18 protein-coding genes are annotated in these 15,951 nt (G+C 71.0%); 8 read left to right on the top strand and 10 right to left on the bottom strand.

Annotation, left to right across the window (positions count from 1 at the left end; translation table 11 throughout):
* Positions 1-4: 4 nt before the first annotated feature.
* Positions 5-1,831 (bottom strand): autotransporter assembly complex family protein, encoded by a 1,827-nt coding sequence (locus U5A56_RS09590; protein ID WP_321922192.1) that lies wholly within the window; start codon positions 1,829-1,831, stop codon positions 5-7.
* Between the two features lie 254 nt (positions 1,832-2,085).
* Here U5A56_RS09590 and U5A56_RS09595 point away from each other — a divergent pair, with 254 nt between their 5' ends.
* The 4 genes from U5A56_RS09595 to panD all read left to right on the top strand — a co-directional run bounded on the left by U5A56_RS09595 (position 2,086) and on the right by panD (position 4,675).
* A complete protein-coding gene (locus tag U5A56_RS09595) occupies positions 2,086-2,274 on the top strand; it encodes a DUF3460 family protein (protein ID WP_044849219.1) in 189 nt (62 codons plus the stop codon).
* A 4-nt stretch (positions 2,275-2,278) separates the two neighbouring features.
* On the top strand, positions 2,279-3,151 hold the full coding sequence (locus U5A56_RS09600; protein ID WP_044849220.1) for a segregation and condensation protein A: 873 nt from the start codon (positions 2,279-2,281) through the stop codon (positions 3,149-3,151).
* Positions 3,152-3,407: 256 nt separating this feature from the next.
* Entirely contained in the window at positions 3,408-4,247 is an 840-nt protein-coding gene (gene panC, locus U5A56_RS09605) for a pantoate--beta-alanine ligase (protein WP_044849221.1), read from the top strand.
* 41 nt (positions 4,248-4,288) lie between these two features.
* A complete protein-coding gene (panD, locus tag U5A56_RS09610) occupies positions 4,289-4,675 on the top strand; it encodes an aspartate 1-decarboxylase (RefSeq protein WP_006484038.1) in 387 nt (128 codons plus the stop codon).
* 208 nt (positions 4,676-4,883) lie between these two features.
* On the opposite strand, the gene U5A56_RS09615 is transcribed toward panD, so the two are convergent.
* From U5A56_RS09615 to U5A56_RS09630, 4 genes are all read right to left on the bottom strand, one after another.
* Positions 4,884-5,543 (bottom strand): ParA family protein, encoded by a 660-nt coding sequence (locus U5A56_RS09615; RefSeq protein WP_044849222.1) that lies wholly within the window; start codon positions 5,541-5,543, stop codon positions 4,884-4,886.
* 127 nt (positions 5,544-5,670) lie between these two features.
* On the bottom strand, positions 5,671-6,084 hold the full coding sequence (locus tag U5A56_RS09620; RefSeq protein WP_321811945.1) for a DoxX family protein: 414 nt from the start codon (positions 6,082-6,084) through the stop codon (positions 5,671-5,673).
* Positions 6,085-6,248: 164 nt separating this feature from the next.
* Positions 6,249-6,389: a hypothetical protein gene (locus tag U5A56_RS09625; protein ID WP_185500425.1), complete on the bottom strand. Its 141-nt coding sequence runs from the start codon at positions 6,387-6,389 to the stop codon at positions 6,249-6,251.
* 81 nt (positions 6,390-6,470) lie between these two features.
* The gene (locus tag U5A56_RS09630; RefSeq protein ID WP_321922006.1) at positions 6,471-7,973 is read right to left on the bottom strand and encodes a cobyric acid synthase; all 1,503 of its coding nucleotides are present in this window, start codon (positions 7,971-7,973) and stop codon (positions 6,471-6,473) included.
* Between the two features lie 74 nt (positions 7,974-8,047).
* Between U5A56_RS09630 and cobU the strand changes: the two genes are divergently transcribed.
* Genes cobU through U5A56_RS09650 form a run of 4 tightly spaced genes read left to right on the top strand, consistent with a single transcriptional unit; the run spans position 8,048 to position 11,466 of the window.
* The gene (cobU, locus tag U5A56_RS09635) at positions 8,048-8,608 is read left to right on the top strand and encodes a bifunctional adenosylcobinamide kinase/adenosylcobinamide-phosphate guanylyltransferase (protein ID WP_321804744.1); all 561 of its coding nucleotides are present in this window, start codon (positions 8,048-8,050) and stop codon (positions 8,606-8,608) included.
* Positions 8,602-9,546 carry an adenosylcobinamide-phosphate synthase CbiB gene (gene cbiB / locus U5A56_RS09640; RefSeq protein ID WP_321922008.1) on the top strand — a complete coding sequence of 315 codons (945 nt, stop codon included), beginning with the start codon at positions 8,602-8,604 and terminating at the stop codon, positions 9,544-9,546. The genes cobU and cbiB overlap by 7 nt, the downstream gene beginning before the upstream one ends.
* Positions 9,539-10,558 (top strand): threonine-phosphate decarboxylase CobD, encoded by a 1,020-nt coding sequence (cobD, locus tag U5A56_RS09645; protein ID WP_321922010.1) that lies wholly within the window; start codon positions 9,539-9,541, stop codon positions 10,556-10,558. The genes cbiB and cobD overlap by 8 nt, the downstream gene beginning before the upstream one ends.
* Positions 10,555-11,466 carry a cobalamin-binding protein gene (locus U5A56_RS09650; RefSeq protein ID WP_321922012.1) on the top strand — a complete coding sequence of 304 codons (912 nt, stop codon included), beginning with the start codon at positions 10,555-10,557 and terminating at the stop codon, positions 11,464-11,466. The genes cobD and U5A56_RS09650 overlap by 4 nt, the downstream gene beginning before the upstream one ends.
* 152 nt (positions 11,467-11,618) lie before the next feature.
* Here the strand turns inward: U5A56_RS09650 and cobC are convergent, their stop codons facing one another.
* From cobC to U5A56_RS09675, 5 genes are read right to left on the bottom strand one after another with little or no spacing between them, the layout of a single operon-like run.
* The gene (gene cobC / locus U5A56_RS09655) at positions 11,619-12,203 is read right to left on the bottom strand and encodes an alpha-ribazole phosphatase (RefSeq protein WP_321922014.1); all 585 of its coding nucleotides are present in this window, start codon (positions 12,201-12,203) and stop codon (positions 11,619-11,621) included.
* Positions 12,188-12,964 (bottom strand): adenosylcobinamide-GDP ribazoletransferase, encoded by a 777-nt coding sequence (locus U5A56_RS09660; protein WP_321922016.1) that lies wholly within the window; start codon positions 12,962-12,964, stop codon positions 12,188-12,190. Before U5A56_RS09660 ends, cobC begins: the two co-directional genes overlap by 16 nt.
* A complete protein-coding gene (gene cobT, locus U5A56_RS09665; protein ID WP_044845637.1) occupies positions 12,954-14,009 on the bottom strand; it encodes a nicotinate-nucleotide--dimethylbenzimidazole phosphoribosyltransferase in 1,056 nt (351 codons plus the stop codon). The genes U5A56_RS09660 and cobT overlap by 11 nt, the downstream gene beginning before the upstream one ends.
* Positions 14,010-14,061: 52 nt before the next feature.
* The gene (locus U5A56_RS09670; protein WP_321922018.1) at positions 14,062-14,874 is read right to left on the bottom strand and encodes an ABC transporter ATP-binding protein; all 813 of its coding nucleotides are present in this window, start codon (positions 14,872-14,874) and stop codon (positions 14,062-14,064) included.
* A complete protein-coding gene (locus tag U5A56_RS09675; protein WP_321922020.1) occupies positions 14,871-15,869 on the bottom strand; it encodes an iron ABC transporter permease in 999 nt (332 codons plus the stop codon). Before U5A56_RS09675 ends, U5A56_RS09670 begins: the two co-directional genes overlap by 4 nt.
* Positions 15,870-15,951 lie beyond the last annotated feature (82 nt).

Below are 15,951 nucleotides of genomic sequence, written 5' to 3' on the forward strand. Positions count from 1 at the left end.
AAGGTCAGAAGGCGATGCCGAGCGTCAGGTACGGGCGCACGCTGTGGTTGCGCAGTCCGTACGCGACGTCGACGTTGATCGGGCCGACGGGGCTGCGCCAGCGCGCGCCGATGCCGACGCCCGGGTAGAACACGCGCTCGCCCCACGCATCGGTCGCGGTGCCGATGTCGAAGAAGGTCGCGGCGCCCCAGTCGCGGTTGAACCAGTGCTGGTATTCGGCGGTGCCCGTCATCAGGTACTTGGTCGGCAGCACCGAGCCGGCGACGCTGTTGCCGATGCTCTGGTAACCATAGCCGCGCACCGAGTTCGAGCCGCCCGCGCGGAACAGCAGCGACGCCGGCACGCCGGTCGAGCTGCCGCTCGTGAATACGCCGCCGAGTTCCGCGCGGAACACGAACAGGTCGCGCTTGCCGACCGGCACGTACTGCTGGCCGCGCGCGTAACCGCGGATGAAGGTCTGGTCGGTCAACACGCCCTTGATCGCGAAGCCGGCCTCCGCGTGGATCAGGTTGCCCGAGCGCGGGAACAGCGGATCGTCGACGTTGCGGCGCGTCCATGCCCACTGCGGCACCAGCGCGCGGCTCGTGGTCGGGCCGGCGCCGTTCTGGTCGAGCCGGTCCTGGTAGAACATCAGCGAGTACGCGTAGTCGATGAACTGGCCGGTGCGCGTGCGCTGCGCGCCGATCCGCGCGCTGTAGATGCGCGTGTCCGACACGTTGGTGTTCGTGTACGACGCGAGCACGCTGTTGGTCCACCCTTTCGCGCCGGGCGGCATCGACAGCTGGACCTGGCCGTACTGCTGGATCTGGTCGAGCCGGCCCGACACGGTGAACGGCCACGCGGCGCCGAACGTGTCGAGATACGTGTAGGAGCCCTGCACGTGCGGGCCCGTATCGGTCGCGTAGCCGACGCCGCCGCGAATGTTGTTGTACGGGAACTCGCTGACCTTCACGTGCACGGGCGTGCGCTCGGGCTTCGACGTATCGTCGCCGACGTCGATCGCGACGCTCGCGTAGTACGGCGTGTTCTGCAGTTGCCGCTGCAGCTCGGTGATCCGCTGCACGTCGTAGATCTCGCCTTCCGACAGCGGATTGACGTTCGTGACGATCTTCTCCGGGTAGCGGCGCACGCCGTCGACATCGACCTTGCCGATCGTGAATGTCGGGCCGCTGTCGAACGTGACGGCCAGCGTCGCGCGCTGCGTGCGCGGGTCGATGCGCGCCTCCGACGACGCGATCTTCGCGCCCAGGTAGCGGCGCGCCTGCAATTGCCTGAGCGCCGCGCCCTTCGCGACGTCCCAGTCCGATTGCGTGAACGGGTCACCCGGCTTCAGCGAGAACGCGAAGCGGGTCGCGGCCTCCTGCTTCGGATCCTCGGTGCCGACCGGGCCCTTGAACGTCAGGTCGACCGTCGACACGACGGTCTGCGGCCCCGGATCGACGGCGACGCGCACGTCACGCTTGCCGTCGCGCGTGCGCACGTCGGTGCGCACGACCGGCGAAAAATAGCCGGCCGTCGCGGTCAGGTCGCGCACCTGCTGCGGTGTCGCGGTCACGAGGAAGTCGAACTGGTCGTCGCTGATGTCGTCGCGCTTCGCGAAGCGCGCGATGTCGAGATGGGTCTTGAGTAGCTTGCGGATCGAGCGCGGCGCGTCGATGTCGACGTCGTACTTCGCGTAGGCCGGCAGCACGACGAACGCGGCGAGACAGCCGACGAGGGCTGCCCGGACCGCCGCACCGGCGCCGCGCCGCGCGCGACGACCGGGGTGTCGGGCCGCGCGCGGGCTCGCCTCATGCGTCGTGTGTGCTTGCTGGTTCGCGTGACCCGCCAAATATGACCTCACCCTCGGTTGTCGTGATTCCGTGGAAAACCCTGTATTTGACCACAGGGCGGCGGCCCTGCCCGCGCGGACCCCGCTTTGACGCTTGCGCGCAACGACGCGCGCACGGGCCCGGCCGGTCGCGCCGCGGGCACCGGCCAGCGGATTCGACGCGCGATTGCCGCCGGCTGTTCCCCGCGATGCGGTAAAATCCCGCCATCGCGAATCCGGCGCATCGTGCGCCGCCCGAAACGGAAAGCCAAGCCATGCCGTACCAGTCCGACGTCACGCAATTCCTGAACCAGCTCAAGCAACAGAAGCCGACGCTCGAAGAAGAGCAGCGCAAGGGCCGCTCCCTGCTGTGGGACAAGCAGCCGATCGACCTCGACGAGCGTGCCGAGCAGCAGGAATCGCGCGTGAAGCAAACGTCCTACGTCTACTACCAGAACTTCTGACGACGTGAGCGCCGCCGACGAGGCCAGCGCCGCCCGGCAGGACGACGCGATCGCCGCGCCCGCGGGCGCCGATTCGACGCCCGACACGGTCGACGGTGTCGCGGCGTTCGCACGCCTGTACGGCGAGCCGCTCTTCAAGCTGCCGCAGGACCTCTACATCCCGCCCGATGCGCTCGAGGTGTTCCTCGAGACGTTCGAAGGCCCGCTCGACCTGCTGCTGTACCTGATCCGCAAGCAGAACTTCAACGTGCTCGACATCCCGATGGCGCAGGTCACCGCGCAATATCTGGGTTACGTCGACCAGATCCGCACGTCGAACCTCGAGCTGGCCGCCGAATACCTGCTGATGGCCGCGATGCTGATCGAGATCAAGTCGCGGATGCTGTTGCCGGTCAAGAAGGCCGACACCGGCGAGGAAGCCGAGGATCCGCGCGCGGAACTCGTGCGCCGCCTGCTCGAATACGAGCAGATGAAGCTCGCCGCGCAACGTCTCGACCAGTTGCCGCAGCTCGGCCGCGACTTCCTGCGCGCCGAGGTCTACATCGAGCAGAGCATCACGCCGCGCTTTCCCGACGTGAACTCGGACGACCTGCGCGCCGCGTGGGCCGACGTGCTCAAGCGCGCGAAGCTCGTCCAGCACCACAAGATCTCCCGCGAGGAGCTGTCGGTGCGCGAACACATGAGCCTGATCCTGCGCAAGCTGCAGAACGCACGCTTCATGGAGTTCGCCGACCTGTTCGACACGTCGCGCGGCGTGCCGGTCGTGGTCGTGAACTTCATCGCGATGCTCGAGCTCGCGCGCGAATCGCTCGTCGAGATCACGCAGCCCGAACCGTTCGCGCCGATCTACGTGCGCCTCGCCTACCTGCCCGCGTAAGGCGCCCGCCGCCCCGCCTCACCCCGCACACCGAAACACGCCGCATCCCGCCGCCGGGCCCGCCCGCGCGGGCTGCCTGCGGCGCGCCCGCGTAAAAAGTGAACGCTCGTACTTTTTTCGATGCGTCCGGCGGCCAAATCCTCTACAATCCGCCGACGCCCGATGCGCCGCCCGCGCGCCGGCGTTCTCCGCTTCGACCCCGACGCCGCTGTTGCGGCGCCAACGCGCGCCTGCGCGAGGAACCCGCTACCCGATCATGAAAGTCATCAGCTCGATCCAGGAACTGCGCGACCAGTTGCGCGGACAGAACCGCACGGCGTTCGTGCCGACGATGGGCAACCTGCACGAAGGTCACCTGTCGCTGATGCGCCTCGCGCGCCAGCACGGCGACCCGGTCGTGGCGAGCATCTTCGTCAACCGGCTGCAGTTCGGCCCGAACGAGGATTTCGACAAATATCCGCGCACGCTGCAGGACGATATCGAGAAGCTGCAGAAGGAAAACGTCTACGTGCTGTTCGCGCCGACCGAGCGCGACATGTATCCGGAGCCGCAGGAGTACCGCGTGCTGCCGCCCGACGACCTCGGCGGGATTCTCGAGGGCGAGTTCCGCCCCGGCTTCTTCGCCGGCGTGTGCACGGTCGTCACCAAGCTGATGTCCTGCGTGCAGCCGCGCGTCGCCGTGTTCGGCAAGAAGGATTACCAGCAGCTGATGATCGTGCGCCGCATGTGCCAGCAGCTCGCGCTGCCGGTGGAGATCATCGCGGCCGAGACCGTGCGCGACGAGGACGGCCTCGCGCTGTCGTCGCGCAACCGCTATCTGACGACCGACGAGCGCAAGGAAGCGCCCGAGCTCGCGAAGACGCTGCAACGCGTGCGCGACAGCGTGCTCGGCGGCGAGCGCGACCTCGGCACGCTCGAGCAGCACGCGCGCACGCATCTGGCCGAGCGCGGCTGGGCGCCCGACTACATCGCGATCCGCCGCCGCGCGAACCTGATCGCGCCGAGCGCCGCCGAGCTCGAAGCCGGCGAGCCGCTCGTCGTGCTCGCGGCCGCGAAGCTCGGCGCGACGCGCCTGATCGACAACCTGGAAATCTGACGGGCCGCCCGCCCTCGCCTCTCACGCATCACGGAGAACCCATGCAGCGCCACATGCTCAAATCGAAGATCCACCGCGCGGCCGTCACGCACTGCGAGCTGCATTACGAAGGCTCGTGCGCGATCGACGAAGACCTGCTCGAAGCGGCGGGCCTGATCGAAAACGAACGGATCGACATCTGGAACATCAACAACGGCGAGCGCTTCTCGACCTACGCGATCAAGGGCGAGCGCGGCAGCGGGATGATCTCGCTGAACGGCTCCGCCGCGCGCCGCGCGCAACTCGGCGACCTCGTGATCATCGCGGCGTTCGCGATGGTCGACGAAGCCGAGCTGCAGGCCGGCTGGAAGCCGAAGCTCGTGTTCATCGACGAAGGCAACAAGATCAAGGGCCACCGCGACCACGTGCCGACGCAGAACTGGACCTGATTCACGCGGCCGGCCGGCGCATCGCGGCGCGCCGGATCGCTGCCGCGGCGCCCCGCGCGCCGGGGCGGCCGAAGCCGCGCAGCCGCATACGTACGAAGGGCCTGATCCGGCACGCTGCCGCATCAGGCCCTTCTTCATTGGAGCGGGAACCCACCGAATTCGACCGGCTGCGCCGCGCGGGTTCGCCTCGCGCATCCGCCTCGCGCGCTCAGGACGCCTTCGCGACCTTCTCCGCTTTCGGCGCGCGGCGCTCGGCCCATTCGACGATCGGCCGCCACTGCTCGAGATCCTTCTCGACGCGGCTCTTCGCGACGTCCCACAGCGTCAGGCCGTGCGCGGCGATCTGCACGTAGTTCTGCGTGTCGCGCACGTAGCCGAGCACCGGCAGCCCGAGCCCTTCGACGAAGCGGTGCAGCTGGTCGGACGAGCGCGTGCGCGCGTCGACCCGCATCCCGACGATCCCGACCTCGACGCTGCCCTTGCGCACGGCCTTCTCGCCGGCGAGGCGCTCCAGAAACTGCTGGGTCGCGAGAATATCGAACATCGACGGTTGCAGCGGCACGATCACCTTGTCGGCGAGCTGCAGCGCGACGTTGAGCCGGTTGCCGTGCAGCCCGGCCGGCGTGTCGATCACCGCATATTCGAGGCCGCGCGGCGGCTTCGACGGCGCATCCGGGTCGAGCTCCCACGCCTCGATCGGCGGCAGGCCGGCCGGCCGCAGGTCGAGCCACGCATGCGCGGACTGCTGCCGGTCCAGATCGGCGAGCGCGACCCATGCGCCCTGCGCCGCGAAATAGCCGGCAAGATTGGTGGACAGCGTGCTCTTCCCCACGCCGCCCTTCGGATTCGCCACCACGATGACCGTCATGAATTCCCCCGAAAAAGCCGTGCGGCGCCTGCCGCCCTGGCAGGCGCCGCTCGATTGCGGATACAGGGAGCGATGATATCGGCAAACGGGGTGTCACCGGAACGGGTTGCGCCGAAGCCCGCCCCGTTTATGCGGTCCGCGTCGCGGCGCGCGATGCGCCGAGCGCGAATGCACCGCCGCCCAGCAGCGCCTGCACGGCCAGCGTGACGGCCCAGAACGCCGGGTATTCCCAGCCGCCGTTCGGCGACGCGAAGCTCCAGCCGTTCGGCAGATGCGCGGACACCGCGCCGAGCATGAACGGCAGCAGCACGAGTGCGGCGATCCGCACGCGGAAGCCCGCGAGCAGCGCGAGGCCGCCCGCCAGTTCGACGACGGTGGTGACATACGCGAGCCAGCCCGGCAGGCCGATCGACGCGAAAAACTGCGCGGTGCCGGGCAGCGTGAAGACGAACACCTTCTGCGCGACGTGCGCGAGGTACAGCACGCCGAGTGCGACACGCAGCAGCGTCGCGCCGAGATCGTTCAGGCGATTGGGGTTCATGGCGAATTCCTTCGTGAGTGGATGGGAATGGATCGCACTCTATTCGAATCGTTTCGACCAATAAACATGCATTTCGGCTTTAACTGATTCCCAAATGGAACGAATCGGATCATGAAAAAGGGCATGACCGATCATGCCCCGATGCCAGCACCCCGCCGCGAACCTCAGCCGCCGCTCTTGCCCTGGGCGGCGTCGCCCGAGCCGGCCGGCCCGCCGCCCGGTGCATACGAATCACACGCGTGCGCAAACGCCGACGCGCCCAGCAGCACCGCGAGCAGCACACTCAACCACCATCGACCCTTCATCGTCGCGCTCCTTCGGGCGGACCTCCGCCCATCTGAGTTGTACGCGATCCGCCGCAAAATGCCAGGCCGGCACGCCATGCGTCAGCGGAACTCGGCGTACAGCGCGCGCAGGTCGAGATGCTCGGCGAACGAATCGGCCAGCCGCTCCAGCGACGCCTCGCGCAGCGCCGGATAGTCGATGCGTTCCGCGCCGTCGAGTCCCGCCCATGCGAGCAGTGCCGCGCACGCGTCGGGCGCGTCGAACAGCCCGTGCACGTAGGTCGCGAGGATCTGCCCGTCGGCCGACCGTGCGCCGTCCGGGCGCACGCCGCCCGGTGCGTCGCCCGCCGCCAGTTCCAGCGCGGGCGCCGCGAGCGCGGGCCCGCGCGTGTCGCCCATGTGGATCTCGTAGCCGTGCACCGCGGCCGCGCCCGGCAGCGCGAGTTGCCCGGTCACGTTCTTCAACGTCTTGTCCGGCTGCAGCGTCGTGTCGAAATCGAGCAACCCGAGCCCCGCCACGCTGCCGGGCGCCCCTTCGAGGCCGAGCGGATCGTCCAGCGTGCGGCCGAGCATCTGCATCCCGCCGCAGATGCCGATCACCTTGCCGCCATAGCGCAGGTGCCGGCGGATCACCGCGTCCCAGCCCGCGTCGCGCAGCCACGCGAGATCGCGCTGCACGCTCTTCGAGCCGGGCAGGATCAGCAGGTCGGCGTCCGGCACCGGGCCGCTCTTCCAGTACGTGAACTCGACCTGCGGATGCGCACGCAGCGGGTCGAAATCGGTATGGTTGCTGATCCGCGGCAACGCGGGCACCACCACGCGCAGCACGCCGGCATCGCCGCGCACGGCGGCGCTGCGCGCCTGCGACGGCAGCATGTCCTCGGCATCGAGCATCAGCCCGTGCAGGTACGGCAGCACGCCGAATACCGGCTTGCCCGTCTGCGCGCGCAGCCAGTCGAGGCCCGGTTCGAGCAGCCTGATGTCGCCGCGAAAGCGGTTGATGACGAAGCCGCGCACGCGCGCGCGCTCGCTGTCCGACAGGCACGCGAGCGTGCCGACCAGGTGCGCGAACACGCCGCCGCGGTCGATGTCGGCCACCAGCACGACCGGGCAGTCGACGCGCTCGGCGAAGCCCATGTTCGCGATGTCGCCTTCGCGCAGGTTGATTTCGGCCGGGCTGCCCGCGCCTTCGACGAGCACCGTGTCGTAGCCGGCGCGCAGCCGCGCGTATGACTCGAGCACCGCGTCGAACGCGACCGGCTTGTAGTCGTGGTAAGCACGCGCGTCGAGGTTCATGCGCGCCTTGCCGTGAATGATCACCTGCGCGCCGCGGTCGCTCGTCGGCTTCAGCAGCACCGGATTGAAATCCGTATGCGGCGCGACGCCGGCGGCCAGCGCCTGCAGCGCCTGCGCGCGGCCGATCTCGCCGCCGTCGGCCGTCACCGCGCTGTTCAGTGCCATGTTCTGCGGCTTGAACGGCGCGACGCGCGCGCCCGCGCGGCGCGCGAGGCGGCACAGCCCCGCGACGAGCGTGCTCTTGCCCGCGTCGGACGTCGTGCCCTGGATCATCAACGTGCCGTGCGGCTGCGGTTCGGGTGCGTTCATCGTGTGCAAAGTCGTGGCGAAGCAAACGCGCATTATCGCCCGCGTGCGGCCGCCCGCGCCGTTACAATCACGCGATGATTCCGCACGACCTCACCTTCGTCCTCGGCGGCGCGCGCTCGGGCAAGAGCGCGCACGCCGAGCGGCTCGCCGCCGACAGCGGGCGCCCCGTCACCTACATCGCGACCGCGGCCGCGACGGCCGCCGACGCCGAATTCGAACGGCGCATCGCGCATCACCGCGCGCGCCGGCCGGCCGACTGGGGTTTCGCCGACGCGCCCGTCGACCTCGCCGGCACGCTCGCGCGGCTCGACGATCCGCACGCGTGCCTGCTCGTCGACTGCCTGACGCTGTGGCTCACGAACCTGCTGTGCCCGCTCGACGGCGAACCGCTCGACGATGCGCAGTACGCGGCGCAGGTCGAGCGGCTCGAGCACGCGTTGCGTGGCGCGCGTGCGAAGGTGATCGTCGTCAGCAACGAAATCGGGCTCGGCGTCGTGCCGCTCGGGTCGGTCACACGCCGCTACGTCGACGAACTCGGGCGCCTGAACCAGCGCGTCGCCGCGCTCGCGACGCGCGTGACGCTACTGGTCGCCGGGCTGCCGCTCGAACTCAAGGCCGGAGCGCCGTCATGCTGATGCTGTCGATGCCGCTCGTCGCGATGCTCGCGGTCGCGGCCGCGATCGTCGATCGTGTGATCGGCGAACCGGCCGGCTGGCATCCGCTCGTCGCGTTCGGCCGGCTTGCCGCGCGCATCGAAGGCGCGCTGAACACGGGCCGGCGCGGCCGCGTGGTCGGCGTCGCCGCATGGGTCGCGGCCGTGGTGCCGCCGGTGGTGGTCGCCGCGTGGCTCGCGGCCGTGCTGCCGTGGCCGCACGCGGCCGCGCTGCACGTCGCGCTGCTGTGGTTCGCGCTCGGCGCGAAGAGCCTCGCCGACCATGTCGCGCCGATCGCCGCCGCGCTGCTGCGGCACGATCTCGATGCCGCACGCGCGCTGACCGCACGGATCGTGTCGCGCGACACGAGCGCAGCCGACGAAGGCGCGCTGTCGCGCGCGGCCGTCGAATCGGCCCTCGAGAACGGCAACGACGCGATCTTCGGCGCGCTCTTCTGGTTCGTCGTCGCCGGCGGCCCCGGCGCGCTGCTGTTCCGGCTCGCGAACACGCTCGACGCGATGTGGGGCTATCGCACGCCGCGCTTCCTGACCTTCGGCTGGGCCGCCGCGCGACTCGACGACGCGCTCAACTGGATTCCCGCACGCCTCACCGCCGCGAGCTACGCGCTGCTCGGCGACACGGCCGCCGCGTGGCGCTGCTGGCGCACGCAGGCGCGCCACTGGGACAGCCCGAACGCGGGCCCCGTGATGGCCGCGGGCGCCGGCAGCCTGAACGTGCAGCTCGGCGGCCCGGCCGTCTATCACGGCGAAATCGAAGACCGTCCCGCCCTCGGTACCGGCGCACCGGCGACGGCCGCGCACGTCGTCGCCGCGCTGTCGCTCGTCACGCGCACGCTCGCGCTGTGGCTCGCACTGCTCGTCGCGAGCGGCGCACTCATCCTCGCAACCCATCATGTCTGACGCACGCATCCCGCACGGCGGCAACCTGCACGAAGCCGCGCGGCGCCACGGCATTCCGTACGACGCCTGGCTCGACCTGTCGACCGGCATCAATCCGGTCGGCTATCCGGTGCCGCCGGTTCCGGCCGACGCATGGCGCCGGCTGCCCGACGACGGCGACACGCTCGCCGCATGCGCGGCCCGCTACTACGGCGCACCCGATGCCGCGCACGTGCTGCCGGTCGCCGGCAGCCAGGCCGCGATCCGCGCGTTGCCCGCACTGCTGCCGGCCGGCGACGCCGGCGTCGCACCGCTCGCGTACGGCGAATACGCGCCTGCCTTCGCGCGCCACGGCCATCGTGTCGTCCCGCTCGACATCGCCTCGGACGCGTTGCCTGCGACGCTGCGTCACGTCATCGTCGGGAATCCGAACAATCCGACAGCCGAGTTCGTGCCGACCGAACGGCTGCTCGGCTGGCATGCGCAACTGTCGGCACGCGGCGGCACGCTGATCGTCGACGAGGCCTTCGCGGATACGGGCGCCACGCCATCGCTCGCGCAGTACACCGATCGTCCGGGCCTCGTCGTGCTGCGCTCGGTCGGCAAGTTCTTCGGGCTCGCCGGCATTCGCGCAGGCTTCGTGCTCGCGCGTCCCGAACTGATCGCCGCGCTGCGCGACATGCTCGGCGCGTGGACCGTCAGCGGCCCCGCACGTCACGCGGTCGCCGCCGCGTTCGCCGACCGCGCATGGCAGGCCGCCGCGCGCGAGCGGCTCGCGGCCGACGGCGCACGCCTCGCCGCGCTGCTGCGCGCGTACGGCTTCGCGGTGCACGCGACGCCGCTGTTCAGCTGGACCGACGACCCGCGCGCCGCCGCGCTGCATACGGCACTCGCCACGCACGGAATCTGGACGCGGCACTTCGCGCAACCGTCGAGCGTGCGCGTCGGCCTGCCGGGCAACGAAGCCGAATGGCAGCGCGTCGCCGACGCGCTCGCGCAGTGCGTGCCGACGCTGCAACGGGCATCCGCATGAACGCCCGCCCGTTGCGCCGACTCCCGGCGCTCGCGATGCTGGTCGCGCTCGCGCCCTTCGCTCACGCCGACATCACGACCCGCGACGATGCAGGCAATGCCGTCACGCTGCCCGCACCGGCGCAACGCGTGATCAGCCTCGCGCCGCATGCGACCGAACTGGTCTATGCGGCCGGCGGCGGCACGAAGCTGGTCGGCACGGTCACGTACAGCGACTACCCGCCCGCCGCGCAGGCCGTGCCGCGCGTCGGCGACAACAAGGCGCTCGACCTCGAGCGGATCGCCGCGCTGAAGCCCGACCTGATCGTCGTCTGGCGGCACGGCAATGCCGAGCGGCAGACCGACGCGCTGCGTGCGCTGCACATTCCGCTGTTCTTCAGCGAACCGAAGCATCTCGACGACGTCGCGACGTCGCTGCGCCGTCTCGGCACGCTGCTCGGCACGGAACCGGTCGCCGACGCGGCCGCGGCATCGTTTTCGCGCGACATCGCGACGCTGCGCGCGCGTTACGCGGCACGCCCGCCCGTCACGATGTTCTTCCAGGTATGGGACCGGCCGCTGACGACGCTCAACGGCGCGCATCTGTTCAACGACGTCGTCACGCTGTGCGGCGGCCGTAACGTGTTCGCGGCGCTGAAGCCGCTCGCGCCGACCGTCACCGACGAGGCCGTGCTTGCGGCGAATCCGGAAGCGATCGTGACGACGAGCGCCGGCGCGACACGCTCGGACACGCCGCTGCCGAGCCTCGCGCGCTGGCGTGCATGGCCCGCGCTGACGGCCGTGGCGCGCAACAACCTGTTCGCGATCGACGGCGATTTGCTGACGCGGCCGTCGCCGCGGATCGCGCAAGGCGCGGCCGCGCTGTGCGAGGATCTCGACGCGGCGCGGGCGCGGCGGCCGGCGCGCTGATTTCGGGCCTTGATGCCCTCACCCGCGTCAGACGAGCACGCGACAGCCTACGCGTCCCAGTGGGCGACTTCCCACATGCGGGCGGCATCCTCCATCCGACGCTGATTTCGGGCCCTGATGCCCTTGCGCGCGTCAGACGAGCACGCGACTGCCTACGCGTCCCAGTGGACGACTTCCCACGTGCGGGCAGCATCCTCCATGCGCAACCAGACGACGCCGCCCGTCGGCACCGGTCGTGACAGCAGCGTATCGAGCGGCACGCGCAGCGCATGCGACGCGAAGGCGCGAATCACGCCTGCATGAGTGATCGCCCATTGCGGCGCGTCGGCCTGCGCGACCTCGCCGGCCACGCGCGCCACGCGCTCGACGAACCGCGCGACACTCTCGCCGCCATGCGCGCACGCATGCATCAGGTCGGCCGCCCACGCATCGAGCGCGGCGCGGTCGATGTCGTCCCAGCGCTGCAGCTCCCACGCGCCGAAGTCCATTTCCTGCCAGCCCGCGTCGCGCCGCAGCGGCACGTCGAACGCTTGCGCAAGCCGCTCGGCGACCGACGCGCAACGCGTGAGCGGACTCGTCCAGACCTGCGCGGGCAACGGCGCCCCGAGCGCCGCCAGACGCTCGCGCATGGTCCGCGCCCCCGCCTCGGCCGGTGCGGCGAGCGGCACGTCGCTGCGTCCGTAGCACACGCCCGGCTCGACAGCGACGGCCGGATGGCGAATCAGGACGAGATCCATCCGAGCACCACGAGATAGATCGCCAGCTCGCTCAACTGCTGCGCGAAGCCGAGGCAGTCGCCCGTATAACCGCCGATCCGCTTCACGAAATAGCGGGCCGCCCATGCGCGCACGAGCACGAGCGCGACGACGGCCGCGACGCCCGCGCGCCAGTCCGGCCAGAACAGCCACGGCAACCCGAATGCGGCCACGACGCAGGCCGCGCGCGCGCCCATGCGCCGTGCGACCGGTTTTGCCTTGCCTTCCGGCCGGACGTAGTCGAGCGACATCAGCAGGCTCACGGCCCCCGCGCGGCTCGCCGCATGCGCGGCGATCATGGTCCACGCGGCGCGCAGCGGCGGCATGGCCGCGAGCGCCTGCCATTTCAGGCCAAGCGCGATCACGAGCGCGGCCGCGCCGAACGTGCCGATGCGCGAATCGTGCATGATGCGCAGCACGTCGTCGCGCGCGTAGCCGCCGCCGAACGCGTCGCAGCTGTCAGCCAGGCCATCCTCGTGGAATGCGCCGGTCGCGAGCAGCGTCGCGGCCATCGACAGCCCCACCGCGATCGACGCCGGCAGCACGCGCAGCGCCGCGAGATAGACGAGCGCGCCCCATGCGCCGACGCACGCGCCGACCAGCGGGAAGTAGCGTGCGGCCTGATCGAGATCGCCGGCCGCGTAGCCGATCGCGCGCGGCACCGGCACGCGCGTGAAATAGCCGAGCGCGACGAAGAAGTAGCGCAGCTCGGCGCGTACGCCCTGCGCGCGTTCAGGCGTCACGATTGTCGACGCCCGCGGATTCGAAGCTCGCCATCTCGGTAAGGAACGCGGCCGCCGCGCGCACCAGCGGCAGCGCGAGCGCGGCACCCGTGCCCTCGCCGAGCCGCAGGTCGAGCGCGAGCAGCGGCTTCGCGCCGAAATGCTCGAGCATGCGCCGGTGCCCGGCCTCGTGCGACGCATGCGAGAACACGCAGTAGTCGCGCACGCCGGGCGCGATGCGCTCGGCGACGAGCAACGCGGCCGTCGCGATGAAGCCGTCGACGAGGATCGTCATCCGCTCGCTCGCGGCCGCGAGATATGCGCCCGTCATCATCGCGATCTCGAAGCCGCCGAACGTCGCGAGCACGTCGAGCGGCGCGATCGCATGCGAATGCCGGACGAGCGCGCGGCCGAGCACCGCGCGCTTGTGCGCGAGCCCCTGGTCGTCGAGACCCGTGCCGCGCCCGACGCACGCGTCGATCGGCACGTCGAGCAGACGGCTCATCAGGCACGCGGCCGACGACGTGTTCGCGATCCCCATTTCGCCGAAGCCGATCACATTCGTGCCGAGCGACGCGTGCACGCGCACGCGCGCGGCACCCGCGGCGAGCGCCGTTTTCGCCTCGTCGTGCGTCATCGCGGGTTCGACCGCGAAGTTGCGCGTGCCGCGCGCGACCGGCAGCGACACGAGCCGGTCGGACACCGGCAGCGGCGACGCGACGCCCGCATCGACGATCTCGAGCACGCTCTGCGCGACGCCCGAGAACGCATTGATCGCCGCGCCGCCGGCCAGGAAGTTCGCGACCATCTGCGCGGTGACCGCCTGCGGATACGGGCTCACGCCCTCGGCCGCGATCCCGTGGTCGCCGGCGAACACGATCGTCACGGGACGCTGCACGTGCGGCCGCTCGGTGCGCTGGATCAGGCCGATCTGCAGCGCGAGCGCCTCGAGCTGGCCGAGGCTGCCGGGCGGCTTGGTCTTGTGATCGATCACATGCTGCAGACGCTTGCGCAGCGTGTCGTCGAGCGGCGCGATCGCGGGCGGGAAGTCGGTCGGGTTCGTCATCGGAAGGTTGCCTCGTTGGTGCGGCCGCTGCCGCGCATCGAAAGAAGGAAATTCATCGTCGCTCGGGCCACGCGGGCAGCAGCGCATCGCGGCCGTTCTCGCGGATCAGCACGAGCGGATAGCCGAACGCGTCGCTCGCGCGCGCCGGCGTCAGCACGTCGAGCACGGGGCCCGCCGACGCATGGCCGCGGCCGTCGAGCAACAGCGCGTGCGTCGCGAAACGCCGTGCGAGATTCAGGTCGTGGCACGAGAACAGCACCGTGCGCGGACCCGCGTCGAGCCAAACGCTCAGCGCGGTCAGGCCGTCGATCTGATGATGCAGGTCGAGATGCGCGAGCGGCTCGTCGAGCAGCATCAGCGGCGCGTCCTGGCACAGCGTCGCGGCCAGCGCGACACGCTGCCGCTCGCCGCCCGACAGCGACAGCACGTCGCGCGACGCGAGCGCGCTCAGCCCGAACGTCGCGAGCGCATCGCGCGCGGCCGCGCGGTCTGCCTCGCGCTCCCAGCCCCAGCCGCCGAGATACGGAAAGCGGTTGAGCAGCACCGTGTCGAATACCGTCGCGCTGAAAGCGTCGTGCAGTTGCTGCGGCATCAGCGCGCGGCGCCGTGCGAGCTGTTCGGGCGGCCAGGCGGCGAGCGGCCGGCCGTCGATCTCGACCTGCCCGCCGGCCGGCCGCTGCAGGCCCGCGAGCGTCGCGAGCAGCGTCGTCTTGCCTGCGCCGTTCGGCCCCGCGACGCACCAGATCTCGCCGGGCCGGAACGCCTGCGTGAAGCCGTCGAGCAGGGTCCGTGCGCCGGCCCGCAGCGTGAGGTCGACCGCCGCATAGGTCACGTCGCCGGCGGTGTGCGGTGCGGCATGCGTCATCGCATCGGTCTCCTCAGCAACATCCACAGGAACACCGGCACACCGATCAACGCGGTCATCACGCCGACCGGCAATTGCGCGGGCGCGATGGCGGTGCGCGCGAGCAGGTCGGCCGCCATCACGCCGCCGCCGCCCGCGAGCATCGCGGCGGGCAGCAGCATGCGCTGGTCGTTGCCGAATGCGAGCCGCAGCGCGTGCGGCACGACGAGGCCGACGAAACCGATCGTGCCGGCCGTCGTCACCGCGGCCGCGGCGGCCAGCGACGCGACGAGGTAGATCCGCATGCGCAGCCGCGCGACCGGCACGCCGAGCGCGAGCGCGGTCGCGTCGCCACGCAGCAGCACGTTGAGTTGCGGCGCGGCCGGCAGCGCGACGCAGGCGGCCAGCAGCAGCGCGCCCCATGCGAACCAGGGCGCCGTCACGCCGTTCAGATCGCCCGTCAGCCAGAAGATGATGCCGCGCAGCCGCGCGTCGGGCGCGAGCGACAGCAGCAGCGTGACGAGCGCGCCCCACCCGGCCGCGATCACGACCCCCGTGAGCAGCAGCCGCGGCGACGCGTCGCGCGCATCGCCGCGCCACAGTTCGCGGCGCGCAAGCCCGAGCACGAGCGCGACCGACACGAGCGCGCCGGCGAACGCGGCCGCATCGACGAGCCACCACGCGGCGCCCGCGATCATCGCGACGAGCGCGAAGCCGGCCGCACCGCCCGACACGCCGAGCACGTACGGCTCCGCGAGCGGATTGCGCAACAGCACCTGCAGCAGCGCACCGGCCAGCGCGAGCAGCGCGCCGCACGCGAAGCCCGCGAGCGCACGCGGCAGCCGCAACGTGCGCACGATGTCGGCGAGCAGTGCGTCGCCGCCGTGCGGCACGAGCGACGCGAGCGCCTGCCACGGCGACATCGGCACGCTGCCGATCGACAGCGACGCGACGAACAGCAACGCGACCACGGCCGCGAGCGCGGCCCAGATCGCGGCGGCACGCGCGGCGCTCATGCGCCGCACGGCATCGCGCATGACGCGTGACGCTTTCGCTGACCGTCATGGCCGGCCGGGCTCGGCACCGGCGTCGCGCTAC

The sequence above is a fragment of the Burkholderia sp. BCC1998 genome, assembly GCF_905339875.1.
Taxonomy (GTDB): domain Bacteria; phylum Pseudomonadota; class Gammaproteobacteria; order Burkholderiales; family Burkholderiaceae; genus Burkholderia.

Excerpts from the sequence above, each read along its gene's own strand:
- U5A56_RS09595 (WP_044849219.1), top strand. The coding sequence starts at position 2,086 with ATGCCGTACCAGTCCGACGTCACGCAATTCCTGAACCAGCTCAAGCAA.
- panC (WP_044849221.1), top strand. The coding sequence starts at position 3,408 with ATGAAAGTCATCAGCTCGATCCAGGAACTGCGCGACCAGTTGCGCGGA.
- panD (WP_006484038.1), top strand. The coding sequence starts at position 4,289 with ATGCAGCGCCACATGCTCAAATCGAAGATCCACCGCGCGGCCGTCACG.
- U5A56_RS09615 (WP_044849222.1), bottom strand. The coding sequence starts at position 5,543 with ATGACGGTCATCGTGGTGGCGAATCCGAAGGGCGGCGTGGGGAAGAGC.
- U5A56_RS09620 (WP_321811945.1), bottom strand. The coding sequence starts at position 6,084 with ATGAACCCCAATCGCCTGAACGATCTCGGCGCGACGCTGCTGCGTGTC.
- U5A56_RS09625 (WP_185500425.1), bottom strand. The coding sequence starts at position 6,389 with ATGAAGGGTCGATGGTGGTTGAGTGTGCTGCTCGCGGTGCTGCTGGGC.
- U5A56_RS09630 (WP_321922006.1), bottom strand. The coding sequence starts at position 7,973 with ATGAACGCACCCGAACCGCAGCCGCACGGCACGTTGATGATCCAGGGC.
- cobU (WP_321804744.1), top strand. The coding sequence starts at position 8,048 with ATGATTCCGCACGACCTCACCTTCGTCCTCGGCGGCGCGCGCTCGGGC.
- cbiB (WP_321922008.1), top strand. The coding sequence starts at position 8,602 with ATGCTGATGCTGTCGATGCCGCTCGTCGCGATGCTCGCGGTCGCGGCC.
- cobD (WP_321922010.1), top strand. The coding sequence starts at position 9,539 with ATGTCTGACGCACGCATCCCGCACGGCGGCAACCTGCACGAAGCCGCG.
- U5A56_RS09650 (WP_321922012.1), top strand. The coding sequence starts at position 10,555 with ATGAACGCCCGCCCGTTGCGCCGACTCCCGGCGCTCGCGATGCTGGTC.
- cobC (WP_321922014.1), bottom strand. The coding sequence starts at position 12,203 with ATGGATCTCGTCCTGATTCGCCATCCGGCCGTCGCTGTCGAGCCGGGC.
- cobT (WP_044845637.1), bottom strand. The coding sequence starts at position 14,009 with ATGACGAACCCGACCGACTTCCCGCCCGCGATCGCGCCGCTCGACGAC.
- U5A56_RS09670 (WP_321922018.1), bottom strand. The coding sequence starts at position 14,874 with ATGACGCATGCCGCACCGCACACCGCCGGCGACGTGACCTATGCGGCG.
- U5A56_RS09675 (WP_321922020.1), bottom strand. The coding sequence starts at position 15,869 with ATGAGCGCCGCGCGTGCCGCCGCGATCTGGGCCGCGCTCGCGGCCGTG.